General features: G+C 58.7%; 12 protein-coding genes and 2 pseudogenes. 12 read left to right on the top strand and 2 right to left on the bottom strand.

Going from position 1 to position 12,792, the window contains the following annotated elements; all coding sequences use genetic code 11:
• Together JKL45_RS27995 and JKL45_RS28000 are read right to left on the bottom strand one after the other, a co-directional pair.
• Positions 1-176: pseudogene (locus JKL45_RS27995) on the bottom strand (IS6 family transposase); the annotation flags it as partial.
• Positions 177-735: 559 nt separating this feature from the next.
• Positions 736-2,127: an amidase gene (locus JKL45_RS28000; protein ID WP_201865071.1), complete on the bottom strand. Its 1,392-nt coding sequence runs from the start codon at positions 2,125-2,127 to the stop codon at positions 736-738.
• A gap of 226 nt (positions 2,128-2,353) precedes the next feature.
• On the opposite strand from JKL45_RS28000, the gene JKL45_RS28005 reads away from it, so the two are divergent.
• From JKL45_RS28005 to JKL45_RS28055, 12 genes and pseudogenes are all read left to right on the top strand, one after another.
• Entirely contained in the window at positions 2,354-3,544 is a 1,191-nt protein-coding gene (locus JKL45_RS28005; RefSeq protein ID WP_201865072.1) for an ABC transporter substrate-binding protein, read from the top strand.
• A gap of 121 nt (positions 3,545-3,665) precedes the next feature.
• Complete coding sequence (locus JKL45_RS28010) at positions 3,666-4,550, top strand: branched-chain amino acid ABC transporter permease (protein WP_201865073.1); 885 nt, start codon at positions 3,666-3,668, stop codon at positions 4,548-4,550.
• Entirely contained in the window at positions 4,547-5,494 is a 948-nt protein-coding gene (locus JKL45_RS28015; protein WP_201865074.1) for a branched-chain amino acid ABC transporter permease, read from the top strand. Before JKL45_RS28010 ends, JKL45_RS28015 begins: the two co-directional genes overlap by 4 nt.
• Positions 5,478-6,194, top strand: coding sequence for an ABC transporter ATP-binding protein (locus tag JKL45_RS28020; protein WP_201865080.1), 717 nt, complete (start codon positions 5,478-5,480; stop codon positions 6,192-6,194). Before JKL45_RS28015 ends, JKL45_RS28020 begins: the two co-directional genes overlap by 17 nt.
• The gene (locus JKL45_RS28025) at positions 6,194-6,910 is read left to right on the top strand and encodes an ABC transporter ATP-binding protein (protein ID WP_201865075.1); all 717 of its coding nucleotides are present in this window, start codon (positions 6,194-6,196) and stop codon (positions 6,908-6,910) included. The genes JKL45_RS28020 and JKL45_RS28025 overlap by 1 nt, the downstream gene beginning before the upstream one ends.
• A 493-nt stretch (positions 6,911-7,403) precedes the next feature.
• Positions 7,404-8,540, top strand: coding sequence for an ABC transporter substrate-binding protein (locus tag JKL45_RS28030; RefSeq protein WP_201865076.1), 1,137 nt, complete (start codon positions 7,404-7,406; stop codon positions 8,538-8,540).
• 157 nt (positions 8,541-8,697) lie between these two features.
• Positions 8,698-9,576 (top strand): branched-chain amino acid ABC transporter permease, encoded by an 879-nt coding sequence (locus JKL45_RS28035; protein ID WP_201865081.1) that lies wholly within the window; start codon positions 8,698-8,700, stop codon positions 9,574-9,576.
• Positions 9,576-10,556 carry a branched-chain amino acid ABC transporter permease gene (locus JKL45_RS28040; protein ID WP_201865077.1) on the top strand — a complete coding sequence of 327 codons (981 nt, stop codon included), beginning with the start codon at positions 9,576-9,578 and terminating at the stop codon, positions 10,554-10,556. The genes JKL45_RS28035 and JKL45_RS28040 overlap by 1 nt, the downstream gene beginning before the upstream one ends.
• Positions 10,553-11,299, top strand: coding sequence for an ABC transporter ATP-binding protein (locus JKL45_RS28045; RefSeq protein WP_201865078.1), 747 nt, complete (start codon positions 10,553-10,555; stop codon positions 11,297-11,299). Before JKL45_RS28040 ends, JKL45_RS28045 begins: the two co-directional genes overlap by 4 nt.
• A gap of 3 nt (positions 11,300-11,302) precedes the next feature.
• Complete coding sequence (locus tag JKL45_RS28050; RefSeq protein ID WP_201865079.1) at positions 11,303-12,040, top strand: ABC transporter ATP-binding protein; 738 nt, start codon at positions 11,303-11,305, stop codon at positions 12,038-12,040.
• A gap of 300 nt (positions 12,041-12,340) precedes the next feature.
• Positions 12,341-12,703 (top strand): HNH endonuclease, encoded by a 363-nt coding sequence (locus JKL45_RS30980; protein WP_376771089.1) that lies wholly within the window; start codon positions 12,341-12,343, stop codon positions 12,701-12,703.
• Positions 12,704-12,706: 3 nt separating this feature from the next.
• A pseudogene (locus tag JKL45_RS28055) lies at positions 12,707-12,792 on the top strand (IS6 family transposase); the annotation flags it as partial.

Consider the following 12,792-nt stretch of genomic DNA (forward strand, 5'->3'; position numbering starts at 1 on the left):
CTGCTCGAGCAGTTTGGGCGAATAGCGCACAATCCATCTGTGAATGGTAGCATGATCGAGGAGATGCCGCGTTCAGCGATCATCTCCTCGATATTTCGCAAGCTCAGATTGTAAGCCGAGTACCCCCGGACGCAGAGCAGGATCACAGATCGATCGAAATGCCTGCACTTGAACACGCCACTCTCCGCCATTGAGGATTCAGACAGAGTACATGAAACTCTGAAACAAAAGATTTGCGACGGATCCCATCGAGAACCTTGCCCTTCAATAGGACCTCGCTGAAGCCACAATCGCTGGAACGGTGTTCGACCCGCCCAAGCACTTTGTGATGCGCACGAACGCGGAGGGGTCTCGCGTGCGGGTGGAGGTGCCCCGGCGCGTCCGATAAGGCTGGTTCGAAGACGGAAGCCGGACGACCCGTTTCACCGTACACTACGGCGGTCGGCCACTGGAAATGGCGAAAGGCAAGACGGCTATTGAAGTCGGCCCCCTTCCCAAGCTCCCTCCGCTGATCGACAGCCTCATTGAGGCCGTTCGTGCTGGAGAGCTGGATTCTGCCATCGCTACTGCTGTGGCTGAGAGGGGACGAATTCTAAACCGCAACGGAAAGCCAAACGCCAGCTGAACTTGGACCCGTGAGCTCTCGGCTTCAGTAAGGGAGCTTGGGTTTGGGTATCAGTCCCCAGATGGGGACTGATAATCCAAGGAAGCGTTGTTTAGTAATCGTGGACTTGGTTAGCTCAGGAATTTGGCCAAGTTTGGAGCCTCAGGCGTGCCGAGCACTTCCTCAATGGCTAGTGCAACTGACAGTGCCTGCATATCAGCCCCTTCAGGACAAATGATTTGCAGTCCTATTGGGAGATTCCCAGGCTTCTGCGGCAGGGGAATGCTCACGGCAGGACATGCGAAATAATTTGCGGGCTGAGTGTTGCGGGTCATGCCCAAAGCAAGATCAAGGGCCCTCTGTTTGTCCTCCAGGTCAGCCACGGAAGGTGGAGGCGTTGCAGTCGTCGGAGTGACCCAACCGTCGAACCCTGAGAACTTCTCGGACACGCTCTGGCGGGACTTGGTTCGCTTTGCCTCAAGTGCGAGATAATCTGCTGCTGTCACATCAAGGCCAGACGTCGCGCGTTTCGCAACAATTGGATCCATCTGGTCGCGACCGGCAAGGAAACGATCTCGGCCAAGGGTCGCAATGAGGCAGGCTGGGAGAACAGCGGGAAAATAGCGCTCGCGTTCGCTGGCCTCGGGAACAGACACAGGCCTTAGCCGGCACCCTGCAGCCGACAGAGCTTCCATCGCACCCCTGATTTGCGCTTCGACAACTGGATCGAGGTTATCAAAAAAGTACTCCTGCGGAACGCCAAGCCGAAGCGCTTCGACAGGAAGAGGGCGTGCTTCTGGTTCGCCCGTGAGCGCAGCCACAGCAATCGCAGCATCTCGGGCACTGCGCGTTAGCAGGCCAGGCGTATCCAAATGAGGTGCCAGGGGGAAGGCCCCGTCGGTCGAGAAGAAGCCGGGTGTCGTCTTGAGCCCAAAGATCCCGTTGAAAGCGGCGGGGACGCGGACCGAGCCGCCCGTATCCGATCCAATGGCGAAAGCACACAGACCGGCGGCGACTGCAACGCCTGAACCGGAGCTCGAGCCTCCAGGCAGGCGCGGCGTTTGGGCGTCCCACGGATTGATCGGTGTTCCTTGGGCACTGGATACCCCGGTGATGCCGAGGGCGAACTCGACGGTCTTGGTCTTTCCAAGGATAACGCATCCCGCTTGACGCAAACTTTTGACCAGGGGGCCTTCTGGTCCAGCGATGTCGTCAATATTCATTTTGGTGCCCGCTGTCGTGGGCATACCCTCGACAACGAACAGATCCTTCACGGCAACCGGTACGCCCATCAGCGGACCAAGATCCGTGCCGGCTGAATAGAGCGCGTCGATTGCGCGGGCGGTCTCAAGCGCCTGCTCGGCGGCAAAATGCTGGAATGCCCCGAGTCGTGGGTCAAGCACTTCGATGCGGGAGAGATAAGCCCGCGTCGCCCGTTCAGATGTTATCTCGCCGGCTCGAAACCGTCGGGCGAAATCAGAGAGCCCTCCCTGACCAAGTGGATCATCTTCCAACACGACCATTCAGCGCCCCTTGTAATATTAAAACATGGCCGCGTCCCGCAGCGCAGGTATGCGAACCATGACAGATGTCATTTCGCAGGTGAGGATAATATCCAGCTAAGCTCTGTCGAGAAAAAAGTGTCTGGCGGGGCAGGAACACCCGCACTAGGTTTAGCCCACTGCAGAAGGTTCTCTTTCTTGCAGCAAGAGACTTCCTGGTGAAGCAGATAAACAGGTGAGGAAACAAATGAGGATTGCTATCGCCGCTGCATTGGCGGCCACTCTGTGCGTGGTTGGCGCCTCGGCTCAGGCGCAGGTCGAGGTAGGCGTTATCAACAGCCTTTCTGGTAACTTCGCGGCATTCGGAGAGCGTTATCGCACAGGTCTTCAGGTTGCGCTCGACGAGATCAACGCGAACGGAGGTATCAAGGGTCAGCAGCTCACCCTTACGATCCAGGATGACCGGTCCGAAGCGAAGAGTGCGCTTGCCGCAGCCGAGAGTTTTGCAAGCAAAGGCGTTCCGCTTGTCATCGGCTCCTACGCTTCCTCAATCACAGGACCACTTGCCCAGTTCTTGACCCGCCAAAAGGTTCCGATGATCGTTCTGGGTAGCGCCGACGACAGCATCACGAAGCCGGGTTCGCTGTGGGTGTTCCGCGCCAAGCACAATTCAACGATCGTCGGCAAGGCTTATTTTGATTACTTCGATCATCTCAAGAATACAAAAAAAGACGTACCTCTTGAGTCGGTCGCTATGTTGTACGGTAACGGTGCTTGGCCGACTTCACTAGCGAAGGAAGGCAAGCGTCTCGCCTCGGAGCGTGGGTACAAGGTTGTCGGTGACCAATCCTATGATCAGGGTGTGACTGATTTCCGTCCGATCCTCAACCGCTTCCGCGGCGCCAATCCGGATATCCTCTATATCGTATCCTATGCAGAGGATGGTGTCGCGATCACCCGGCAGATGCGTGAGGTTGGCCTCAACGCCAAGGTCATCGCGATCGATACGTCCGCGGCTCTTCCGAGCTTCGTTCAGCAGGTCGGAAAATCGGCTGACTATGTTGCAACGGCTGTGAGCTGGAGCCAGGACGTGAAGTATCCCGGTGCGCAGGAGCTCTATGGGCGCTTGAAGGACAAGGCAGGCGGAGAGCCCTCGTTCTATGAGGCAGAAGGTTATCTCGCGCTGATGGTCGCGGCCGATGCTCTGCGCCGTGCCGACCCGAAATCGCGTGACTCGGTGCGCGAGGCGCTGGCTGCGACCGACATCACGACGCCTGTGACGACAGTGAACTTCAAGAGCGCTGAAGGGTTCCAGGGTCAGAACCCGATCCGAAGCCTCATACTGCAGATCCAGGATGGCAAACACGTCACGGTATTCCCGGACGATCTCGCCGCGAAGGAGGCGCAGCACCCCACACCGGAATGGTCGACCCGCTAATATAAAGGAGCCGGCGGCACATCCGCCGGCTCCAACCAGAGCTGCAATCACATAACAGGCTTGCTCACCGCCGCGCATGTTCTTGCGGTGGATGAACGCGTGACAGCAATCGGGAACAAGAATGGCCGGGTTAGATATTTTCCTCCAGAACATCGCCAACGGAGTTCTGATGGGAGGCGTTTATGCCCTCATCGGAATCGGCCTAACCCTTGTGTTCGGGGTCATGCGCACGATCAACTTCGCGCACGGCGATTTCGTCGTGCTCGGCATGTACAGTGCCGTCCTCTTCAACGCGCTCCTCGGATGGGATCCATACCTATCACTGGTTCTTGCAATGCCGATCGGTTTTTTCGCTGGCGTCATTGTTGAGCGCTTCATCCTCTCCCGCGTCATCGATGCGCCGCCGGAATCTGCGCTTTTGGCGACGCTCGGGATCTCATTAATCATCGGGAATGCAATCCTGCTCACCTTTGGTGGCGAGCCGCGCTCCGTTCAGGTGTCGTATGCCTCATCAACCTTCTCGATTGCTGGGGTCAACGTTTCTATGGTCCTGCTCCTTGCTGGGATCGCTACCGTAATTATGATCGCAGCACTCTATGCGCTGCTCAACCGGACCGAAGTTGGCCGTGCCATCCGCGGCACTGCGGAGAACCGGCTTGGCGCCGAGCTCGTTGGCATCGATACTCGGCGGATCCACAGCATCGTCTTTGGCCTTGGCGTGATGTTGGCCGTCATGGCAGGTGTCACGCTCATCCCGCTCCTGTTCGCAACTCCGACCAACACGGGAGCCGTGTTCACGCTGAAGGCTTTCGTCGTCACGGTTCTCGGCGGGTTGGGGAACGTCGGTGCGGCGATCGCCGGAGGTATTCTGCTGGGTGTGGTCGAGGTTCTGGGCGCTTCTTACTTCATGTCCGAGTACCGTGAGGCTTATGGATTAATTGCGTTCCTGCTGATCCTGCTCTTCCGGCCTGAGGGTCTATTTGGACGGACGGTGAAGCGCGTATGATAAAGCATCTCATTGGACTGGGCGTGCTGCTCGCTATCGGCATGACCTACCCGGCCATCTTCCCTAACAATCTGACGATTGCGATCTCTGTCCTGCTGTTCGCCGGCTGGGCCACATCCTGGGACTTGCTCGGCGGATGGAATGGCCAGGTGAGCCTTGGCCATGCCTCGTTCGTGGGCCTCGGAGCCTATTTTGTGGCCATCGGCCAGAGCCAGTTCGGACTTGCGCCATGGTGGACGATGGCCATGGCAGCCGCTGTTGCGGCAGTCCTCGCCTATTTTTGGGGATGGCTGACCTTCAGCCTGCGAGGGCCGTACTTTTCGCTCTCCACCATCGCGGTTGCGGAGATCCTCCGGTTGGTTGCCATCAACGAGGAGTGGTTAACTGGCGGCGCTACGGGCGTGTTCATTGCAACCCTCCCCGAGCCATTTGGGGTCGACCTCTTCTCCAGAACCGCCCAGTTCTATATGGCGCTCGCTTTCGCGGGCGTCGTGATTGCGACCGTCATCGTGGTCTCTCGGGCCCGGTTTGGCTATCAGCTACGGGCGGTCCGCGAAGACGAGGACTCGGCGATGGCGGCGGGCATCGATCCGACGGCGACGAAGCTGAAGGCGTTTATGCTGTCCGCCGCGCTCACCTCAATTGGCGGCGGAATCTATGGGATCGTACTCGCCTTCATCGAGCCGCACGTCATTTTCGCCCTTCTCCTGTCCGTGCAGATCGCCCTCACAGCCATCATCGGTGGGCGTGGGACGATCTGGGGACCCGCCGTCGGCGCACTTGTGCTGATTGGGGCGGGTGAGATATTCCGCACTACGTTCGCCGAGGCGAACATGCTGATCTACGGAATCCTAATCTTGGTGGTCGTGCTTTTTGTTCCCCGCGGCATCGTCGGAGAGTTAGCCCGCAGACATATTCGGAGGCTCTATGCCAAACGTGCTTAGGGCTGATGGCATTACCGTCAAGTTTGGTGGAGTAACGGCCGTCAACAACGTTTCTCTGTCACTCGGCTCCGGTGAGATCCTTGGGCTGATCGGCCCGAACGGCGCCGGCAAGACCACCCTGTTCAATGCGGTGACCGGCTTTGCCCCCATGCATTCCGGCAGGATTACCTTGCTCGACAAGGACATCACGGCGTTGCCGGCATTTAAGCGGACGCGTCTGGGCTTCGGCCGGACTTTCCAGACCGAACGGCCTTTCGAGGAGCTGACAGTCTTGGAGAATGTGCTCATTGCCGCATTCCTGACGGTCGGACGGCGGAGCGAGGCGGAGCGCCTCGCCATGAATGTCCTCGAGCAGGTAGGGCTGGCGGATCGCGCTCACCAGCCCGCACTAGATCTCAACCTTGCACGCCGACGGAGGCTGGAGTTGGCGAAGGCGCTTGCGGTCAAGCCTAAGGTGATCTTTCTGGACGAGATCATGGCGGGTCTGAATCCTCCAGCGCTGCGGGAGATGATCGCTTTCGTGAGATCATTAAGCGGGCAAGGTCTCGCGGTCCTGATGGTCGAGCACATCATGGAGGCAATCATCGAGTTGTCCGACCATGTCATCGTACTCGCTAGCGGCGAGAAGATCGCGGAGGGAACCTCACATCAGGTAACGAGCAACGAGCGCGTGATCGAAGCGTATTTGGGGACCGACTGATGGGGCAGGCAATTCTGCAGGTTGACAATGTCGACCTTGGCTACGGCGCGCTGAAGGTCGTGTTTGGTGCGTCCCTCCATGTGGATCGCGGCGAGTTGGTCGGCCTCGTCGGAGGAAACGGTAGCGGCAAGTCGACGATCCTAAGGGCGATCTCAGGCATGATTGCTCCGTGGAGTGGACGAATCCTGTTCGATGGCGAGGAGCTCAAGGGAGCAAGACCTCACCAGATGGCTCGTAAAAGATTGGCCCACGTGCCTATGGGTCGTCAGTTGTTCCCGAACATGACCGTGCGGGAAAATCTCATGCTGGGCGCCTATCTGCCGGAAGCAAAGGCTGCCCGGGACGAAAATATGGCGAAGGTTGAAACACTTTTCCCGGACCTTGTTCGCTACGCCAACGCGATGGCTGGTCAATTATCCGGTGGCCAGCAGCAGATGGTGGCTATCGCCCGGGCGCTTATGCTCGGACCCAAGATGCTCATCATGGACGAGCCAAGTCTCGGTCTGTCGCCGCTTTTCGTTAAAGAAGTGATGGCAGCGATCAGGCGGGTCGCCGAGACTGGTCTTCCAATCCTGCTGGTAGAGCAGAATGTGAAGCAGGTGCTCGCTGTCAGTCATCGCGTTTACGTGCTCGAGAATGGCAAACAGGTGCTCGATGGCCCATCAGAAGAGTTACAGGGACACCCAATGATCCGTAAGGCTTATCTCGGCCTGTAATCAGTGAGTGTTACGCATAAGAGCTACAGGCAGTGGCGAATAGTTCGACTGTATAGGAGCATCTCAGGAGCGTGTTGATGTTTGGTTGAGAGGGCTCGTTCTCCAGGAGCTGTCAGAACGACCTTCTTTAGCGGGCCGGGTATGAGCGAGATATGTCGTTCCCTGTATTGTGGGAGTCTCGCTTTTGATGCACCCAGAACCTTTTAGTCTTTTCCGCTCATATCGAGAATTCCACTGCCGTAGCCGGATATCCAGCTTTCATCGCGAACGTTGCCCCAGCAATCCCTTCACAATGCGATAACGTTACTAAATTTAGGCAGTCTTATCATTATATATCAATATCGGGCAAAATTCGAGATTGACGTTACGGCTTAGGTCGTCAAAGGATCGACAAAATTTCAGTGCGGCTAATCTTCGTTGTCTGGTCACTGAAACGGTTCGGACGGCGCGAATGAGACAACGCTGGCCTAACAAAGGGTAGGGAGGATCACCAATGTATTCCAAATTCGCTCTTGCGCTTGGCACGGCGCTGCTGACCCTCCTAGGGGCGGCGCAGGCCCAGGAGGCCGTTGAGATCGGCGTCGTCGTCGAGCTCTCCGGCGCCGGCGCACCGGCAGGCACTAACTGGCGTGACGGCATCAGGATCGCCGTGGACGAGATCAATGCCGAAGGCGGCATTCTCGGCAAGCCGGTCAAGGTCACGGAATACGACACGCAGACCGATCCGCAAATATCGCGTGCGCTGGTGCAGAAGGCGATCGATGGGAGCGCCTATGCAATCTGGGGCACGATCTATTCCGGCTCAACGCTGGTCAACATGCTGGTAGCGCAACAGAACAGCGTGCCGCAATTCGTCGGTTCTGAGGCACCGACAATCGTCGAGAAGGGCAACCCGTTCGTCTTCCGCACCTCCTCTGGCGCTCAGAAGGGCGTCCCAGCCCTGGTGCCCTACTTCAAGGACACGTTGAAGGCCAAGAAGGTTGGCGTCGCCTGGGTGAACAACGAGTTCGGTCGCGGCGGGCGCAACGTATTTATCGCTGAAATGAAGAAGGCTGGGATCGAGGTTCTCGCCGACGTGCCATCCGAGCAGGCGCAGACCGACTATGCGTCGGACGTCTCCAAGCTGAAGCAGTCGGGTGCCGACGCTGTGTTCGTCTATATGAACCAAGAGGAGTCCGCCCGTTTCCTGATTGAGGCGAAGAAGCAGGGCCTCTCCATGCCGCTCGTCGGCGAGGTAACGCTGACGGAGGCCAAGGTGATTGAGCTTGCCGGCCCCGCGGCTGAGGGTGCGATCGCTCACGTCGGAATCACAGCCACTGCGGATCAGGTCGAAGGGATTGCAGCCTTCAGAGAGAAGTTCGTGAAGACCTTTAAGCGCGTTCCGACCCACGATGCGATCAAAGGCTATATCGGAGCCTGGACGACCAAGTACGTGACCGAACTCGTCGGCAAGTTTGATGGCGAGGCCTTCTCCGAGAAGATGCACGGCTTGTGCCTGCCAGCCACTAAGTATCCGAGGATCCTGCTCGATACCTGCTGGGACAACCGCGGTGAGATGTCCCGTCCAAGCTTCATGGTGCAGGTCCGAAATGGCTCACCGGTCGTGATCGGCACCGTTCCGGCCAACTGATCGCTAGCGCATCATCGGGAAAGTAGAGGCATTTCTTCCCCGAACGATGCGCCGCTCCCTAGGGGAGCATCGGGCTTAGAATGTGGGCTCTACTTTCAGGTTCGATGCTCTAGTGCCGACCGCGCCGGTCGCCACAGCCTTCAGGCAAAAACATATGATGTCTCAGTTCCTGCAGGTTCTGCTGTCTGGTCTCGCGACTGGATCCATCTACGCGCTTGTGGCGATCGGCTTTGCGCTGGTCTGGCAGGCGGCCCAGACGATCAACTTCGCCCAGGGCGAGTTCGTCATGCTTCCGGCGTTCCTGGTTTTGGTCGGCCTGAACTATTTCGATCTGCCGCTCTGGGGCGCGCTGCTGTTCGGTCTCGCTATGTCGATCCTCATTCTGGGAGCAGCATTCAAGAAGCTGGTCGTCGAGCCAATTCTGCCCCACGGAGGCATTACACTTGTCATTGCCACAATCGCGCTCGGCATTCTGATTAGGGAGAGCGTGAAGGAGTTCTACAGTGCAGAGGGGCAGCCTTTCCCGTCCATATTCCCAAGTGACCCGATCAACATCTTCGGCGCGGTCGTCTCCCTGCAGGACATCCTGAACCTCGTTCTCTCGCTGGGCATCGTTGTCCTGCTGACGCTCTTCCTCAACCGCACCCGAACCGGCCGCTGTATGCAGGCGACTGCACAGAATCCGGCTGTGGCCGAGATCCTAGGCGTCGACGTGAAGAGAATGGTCCTCTACACGTTCCTGATCAACGCAGCGCTCGCGGCGCTCGCCTCCTTCCTCATCACGCCGGTCTATCTCGCCAAATTCTCCAACGGCGAAACCCTTGGCCTCATTGCCTTCATCGCGGCCATTATCGGCGGGTTTAACCAGATCCGCGGTGCGCTGGTGGGTGGCTTGCTGATCGGCGTCCTGGACAACTTGGTGGCTACCTACGTCACTGCCGAATATCGCGCTGCGCTGCCGCTGATCCTTCTGATCCTCATCATTCTGGTCCGACCGCAGGGCATTCTGGGCACGCCTGAGGGGAGGGCTGTCTGATGGCCGCTTGGCTTCGCCGCATCCTGATCGTGGCACTGATCACGCTCGCGATCGCCGCGCCCCTCGGACAGGGCAACTACATCATCTACGTGATGACCTCTTGGCTAGTCTTCTCGGTCGCCGCGATGGGTCTCAACCTGACGCTGGGCTATGCCGGCCAGATCTCGCTGGCGCAAGCTTCCTTCATGGCTATTGGGGCCTATACGACGGCGCTCCTCACGCTTGCAGGCTGGCACTGGCTTGCGGCCATGCCGCTCGGCGTGCTGGCCTGTTTCGTCGTCGGATTCGGGCTGGGCTATCCGGCTCTGCGCGTGAAGGGTCATTTCCTTGCCTTCGTGACGCTCGCGTTCAACACGCTGGTCTTCCTCGTGCTGCGCAACGAGGAGTGGTTGACAGGTGGGACCTACGGGCTCGTCGGCATTCCACGGCCGAACCTCGGTCTTTTTTCGACGATGCGCTCGCTGCCCTTCTACTACTTCACGCTGACGGTGACGATCATCGCCGCGCTTGCGATGTGGGGCATCGTTCGCTCGCCCTGGGGTCGCGCTTTCAGAGCGCTGCGCGAGAACCCGATCCGGGCCGAGAGCTTAGGGGTTGACACCCGCCGCATCACACTTCTCGCTTTCGCTATCGGCTCCATGTACGGCGGGCTTGCCGGGGCACTGATTGCATCGCTCGTGCAGTTTATCGAGCCGGGCTCCTTCGGGCTCGCCCATTCCCTGCGCATTCTACTGATGGTCGCCGTCGGTGGTGCGGGCTACTTCTTCGGCCCATTTCTAGGCGCGGGCGTCGTGATTCTGCTGCCCGAAATCCTCCGTTTCACCGAAGGCTACTATCTCATCATCTACGCGGTACTCGTGATCGTCATGCTCATCTTCGTCCCGACAGGCATGATCGGCATGTGGGGGCGCATCCGCGACCGATTCATCGCGCGGCCTGTCGCCCGTGCCGATCTCCAGCAAGGGGCGCAGCTCAAATGAGCCAGCCAGTCCTTTCTGTTCGCAGCATCGTGAAGACCTTCGGGGGCATCAAGGCCGTCAGGGGCGTGTCCTTCGACGTGCACAAGGGCGAGATTCTTGGCCTGATCGGGCCGAACGGCTCCGGCAAGTCGACGCTCTTCAACTGCATCCTCGGTCAGCTCGAACCTGATGCGGGCCAGGTCCACGTCTACGGCCGCGATGTTTCCGGCCTACGGCCATCGAAGCTGAACAGGCTCGGCGTCGGCCGCACCTTCCAGCAGCTCTCTGTTTTCCCGAAGATGAGCGTGTTCGACAACATCGTCCTAGCGGGGCAGGAGCATCGCGGCACAATGCTGTCCCGGCTCTTTGGCCCCTCTGATGCTGGCCTGACGGCAGATGCTGAGAGGATGATTTCGTTCTTCCGACTTGACCATTTACGCGGCACGCTGGCGGGCTCGCTGTCTTACGGTCAGCAAAAGCTGCTGGACGCTGCTATGGCGTTCATGGCGGGTCCAGCCCTCGTGCTGCTCGACGAGCCGGCGGGCGGGGTGAACCTGACGATGCTCGCACACCTGAGGGAGCGGCTCGCCGCGTACAACGCGGAGCATGGTACGACATTCGTGGTGATTGAGCATAATATGGAGTTCGTGATGAGCCTCTGCACCCGGGTGATCGTGCTCGCCGAAGGTGCAGTCATTGCCGAGGGGACACCAGACGAGATTCGGTCAAACCAAACTGTTATCGATGCCTATCTCGGTGGCTGACTGATGCTTGAACTGCGCAACATCCATGGCGGCTACGGTAAGATTACGATTCTGAACGGCGTCTCGTTCAGGATCCCGAAGGCGTCGATCACCACAATGATCGGTCCAAACGGTGCGGGCAAGTCCACCGTGTTCAAGGCGATCTTCGGCCTTCTGCAGATCCACTCGGGCGAGATTCTGCTTGACGAGCAAGAGGTTACGGGACAGACGCCGCGCCAGATGATCGCCCATGGCGTGACCTATGTACCGCAGGGCCGCAATGTGGTGCCGCAACTTTCGGTCTATCACAACCTCGAGCTTGGTGGGATCACCGCATCTGACCAAGCCAAGGTGCGCCAGCGCATCGAAGCGGTGATGGACCAGTTCCCGATGTTGCGGGAGTTCAGGAATCGTAAGGCAATCGAGCTTTCAGGCGGTCAGCAGAAACAGCTCGAGGTGGCCCGCTCGCTTCTGCTTGATCCTAAGTTGGTGCTCATCGATGAGCCCTCTATCGGCCTGTCGCCGAACATGGTGCGGGAGGTCTTCCAAACCTTGATCCGCCTGCGCGACAGCGGCGTGACGATCCTGATGGTTGAGCAGAACGCCAAGGCCGCGCTCGCGCTATCAGATTATGGCTTGGTGCTTGAGCTTGGCCAGACCCGCATGCATGACGATGCGAAGAAGTTGCTAGTCGATCCACGCGTCGGTCAACTTTTTCTCGGCGGCCATGTACACGAGGATGCAGCGGCCGATGCTCGTTGAGGCGCTAGGAGGCCGTAATGTTCGCACATTCGATTACATAGAGACGGTGATTGAGCGACTGTAGAGGACACGCCACTCCAACGTCTGAACACTGGGCTACGACGATCTTCGCTATGACATCACGACAGATGCTGGTCCTCGAATGATCGCGCGGGGAGAGGTCCTGTCGGCTCTTGTCTGCGATGCGGGCTAAGAGTGTTTGGCCGTCATCATTGCACTGTGAGCTTGGTTAAGAAATTGGACTGTACAGGAGCTTCTCAGGAGCTTCTTGACGCTCCTTAGCTGAGTGCACTCCTTTGGATGGCGGAGGGGTTGCTGGCTCGGCTGGGAGCCTGGGGTGCTGAAGTTCTTCGGGTTGCCCGGGGTAACGGGGATGACGACGGTGCGGTCCGTCCGGTCGATGATGCTCTTGAGACTGAAATCCAGAGCGCCACTGGTTTGGACGGGACCATTCGGAAGGCCGCGATTGAGGCTCGGCGTGGTCAAGGCCGGTTCCGCCTCAACGTCGAAGCTGTCGAGCAGGCCTGCTGCGTCACGGGCGTGACTGACCCGCGGTTACTCCGAGCCAGCCACATCAAGCCCTGGCGGTCCTGCGGGTACTGTCGCAGACTCATTGGTAACTTAGTTCTGGGTATGCCTCCGGTAAGCTTCGGAGGTGAGTGAGTGATGTTCAAAGGCCGCCATTTCGATTGCTCGGTGATCCTGCTCTGCGTGCGGTGGTATCTCGCCTACAATCTCAGCCTTCGGAATTT

Origin of the sequence: Microvirga soli, from assembly GCF_016734765.1 — a bacterium.
GTDB classification, from domain to species: Bacteria; Pseudomonadota; Alphaproteobacteria; order Rhizobiales; family Beijerinckiaceae; genus Microvirga; species Microvirga soli.

Bases quoted from the DNA above. Each gene is read 5' to 3' on its own strand.
- JKL45_RS28000 (WP_201865071.1), bottom strand. From the start codon at position 2,127: ATGGTCGTGTTGGAAGATGATCCACTTGGTCAGGGAGGGCTCTCTGAT.
- JKL45_RS28005 (WP_201865072.1), top strand. From the start codon at position 2,354: ATGAGGATTGCTATCGCCGCTGCATTGGCGGCCACTCTGTGCGTGGTT.
- JKL45_RS28010 (WP_201865073.1), top strand. From the start codon at position 3,666: ATGGCCGGGTTAGATATTTTCCTCCAGAACATCGCCAACGGAGTTCTG.
- JKL45_RS28015 (WP_201865074.1), top strand. From the start codon at position 4,547: ATGATAAAGCATCTCATTGGACTGGGCGTGCTGCTCGCTATCGGCATG.
- JKL45_RS28020 (WP_201865080.1), top strand. From the start codon at position 5,478: ATGCCAAACGTGCTTAGGGCTGATGGCATTACCGTCAAGTTTGGTGGA.
- JKL45_RS28025 (WP_201865075.1), top strand. From the start codon at position 6,194: ATGGGGCAGGCAATTCTGCAGGTTGACAATGTCGACCTTGGCTACGGC.
- JKL45_RS28030 (WP_201865076.1), top strand. From the start codon at position 7,404: ATGTATTCCAAATTCGCTCTTGCGCTTGGCACGGCGCTGCTGACCCTC.
- JKL45_RS28035 (WP_201865081.1), top strand. From the start codon at position 8,698: ATGTCTCAGTTCCTGCAGGTTCTGCTGTCTGGTCTCGCGACTGGATCC.
- JKL45_RS28040 (WP_201865077.1), top strand. From the start codon at position 9,576: ATGGCCGCTTGGCTTCGCCGCATCCTGATCGTGGCACTGATCACGCTC.
- JKL45_RS28045 (WP_201865078.1), top strand. From the start codon at position 10,553: ATGAGCCAGCCAGTCCTTTCTGTTCGCAGCATCGTGAAGACCTTCGGG.
- JKL45_RS28050 (WP_201865079.1), top strand. From the start codon at position 11,303: ATGCTTGAACTGCGCAACATCCATGGCGGCTACGGTAAGATTACGATT.
- JKL45_RS30980 (WP_376771089.1), top strand. From the start codon at position 12,341: ATGGCGGAGGGGTTGCTGGCTCGGCTGGGAGCCTGGGGTGCTGAAGTT.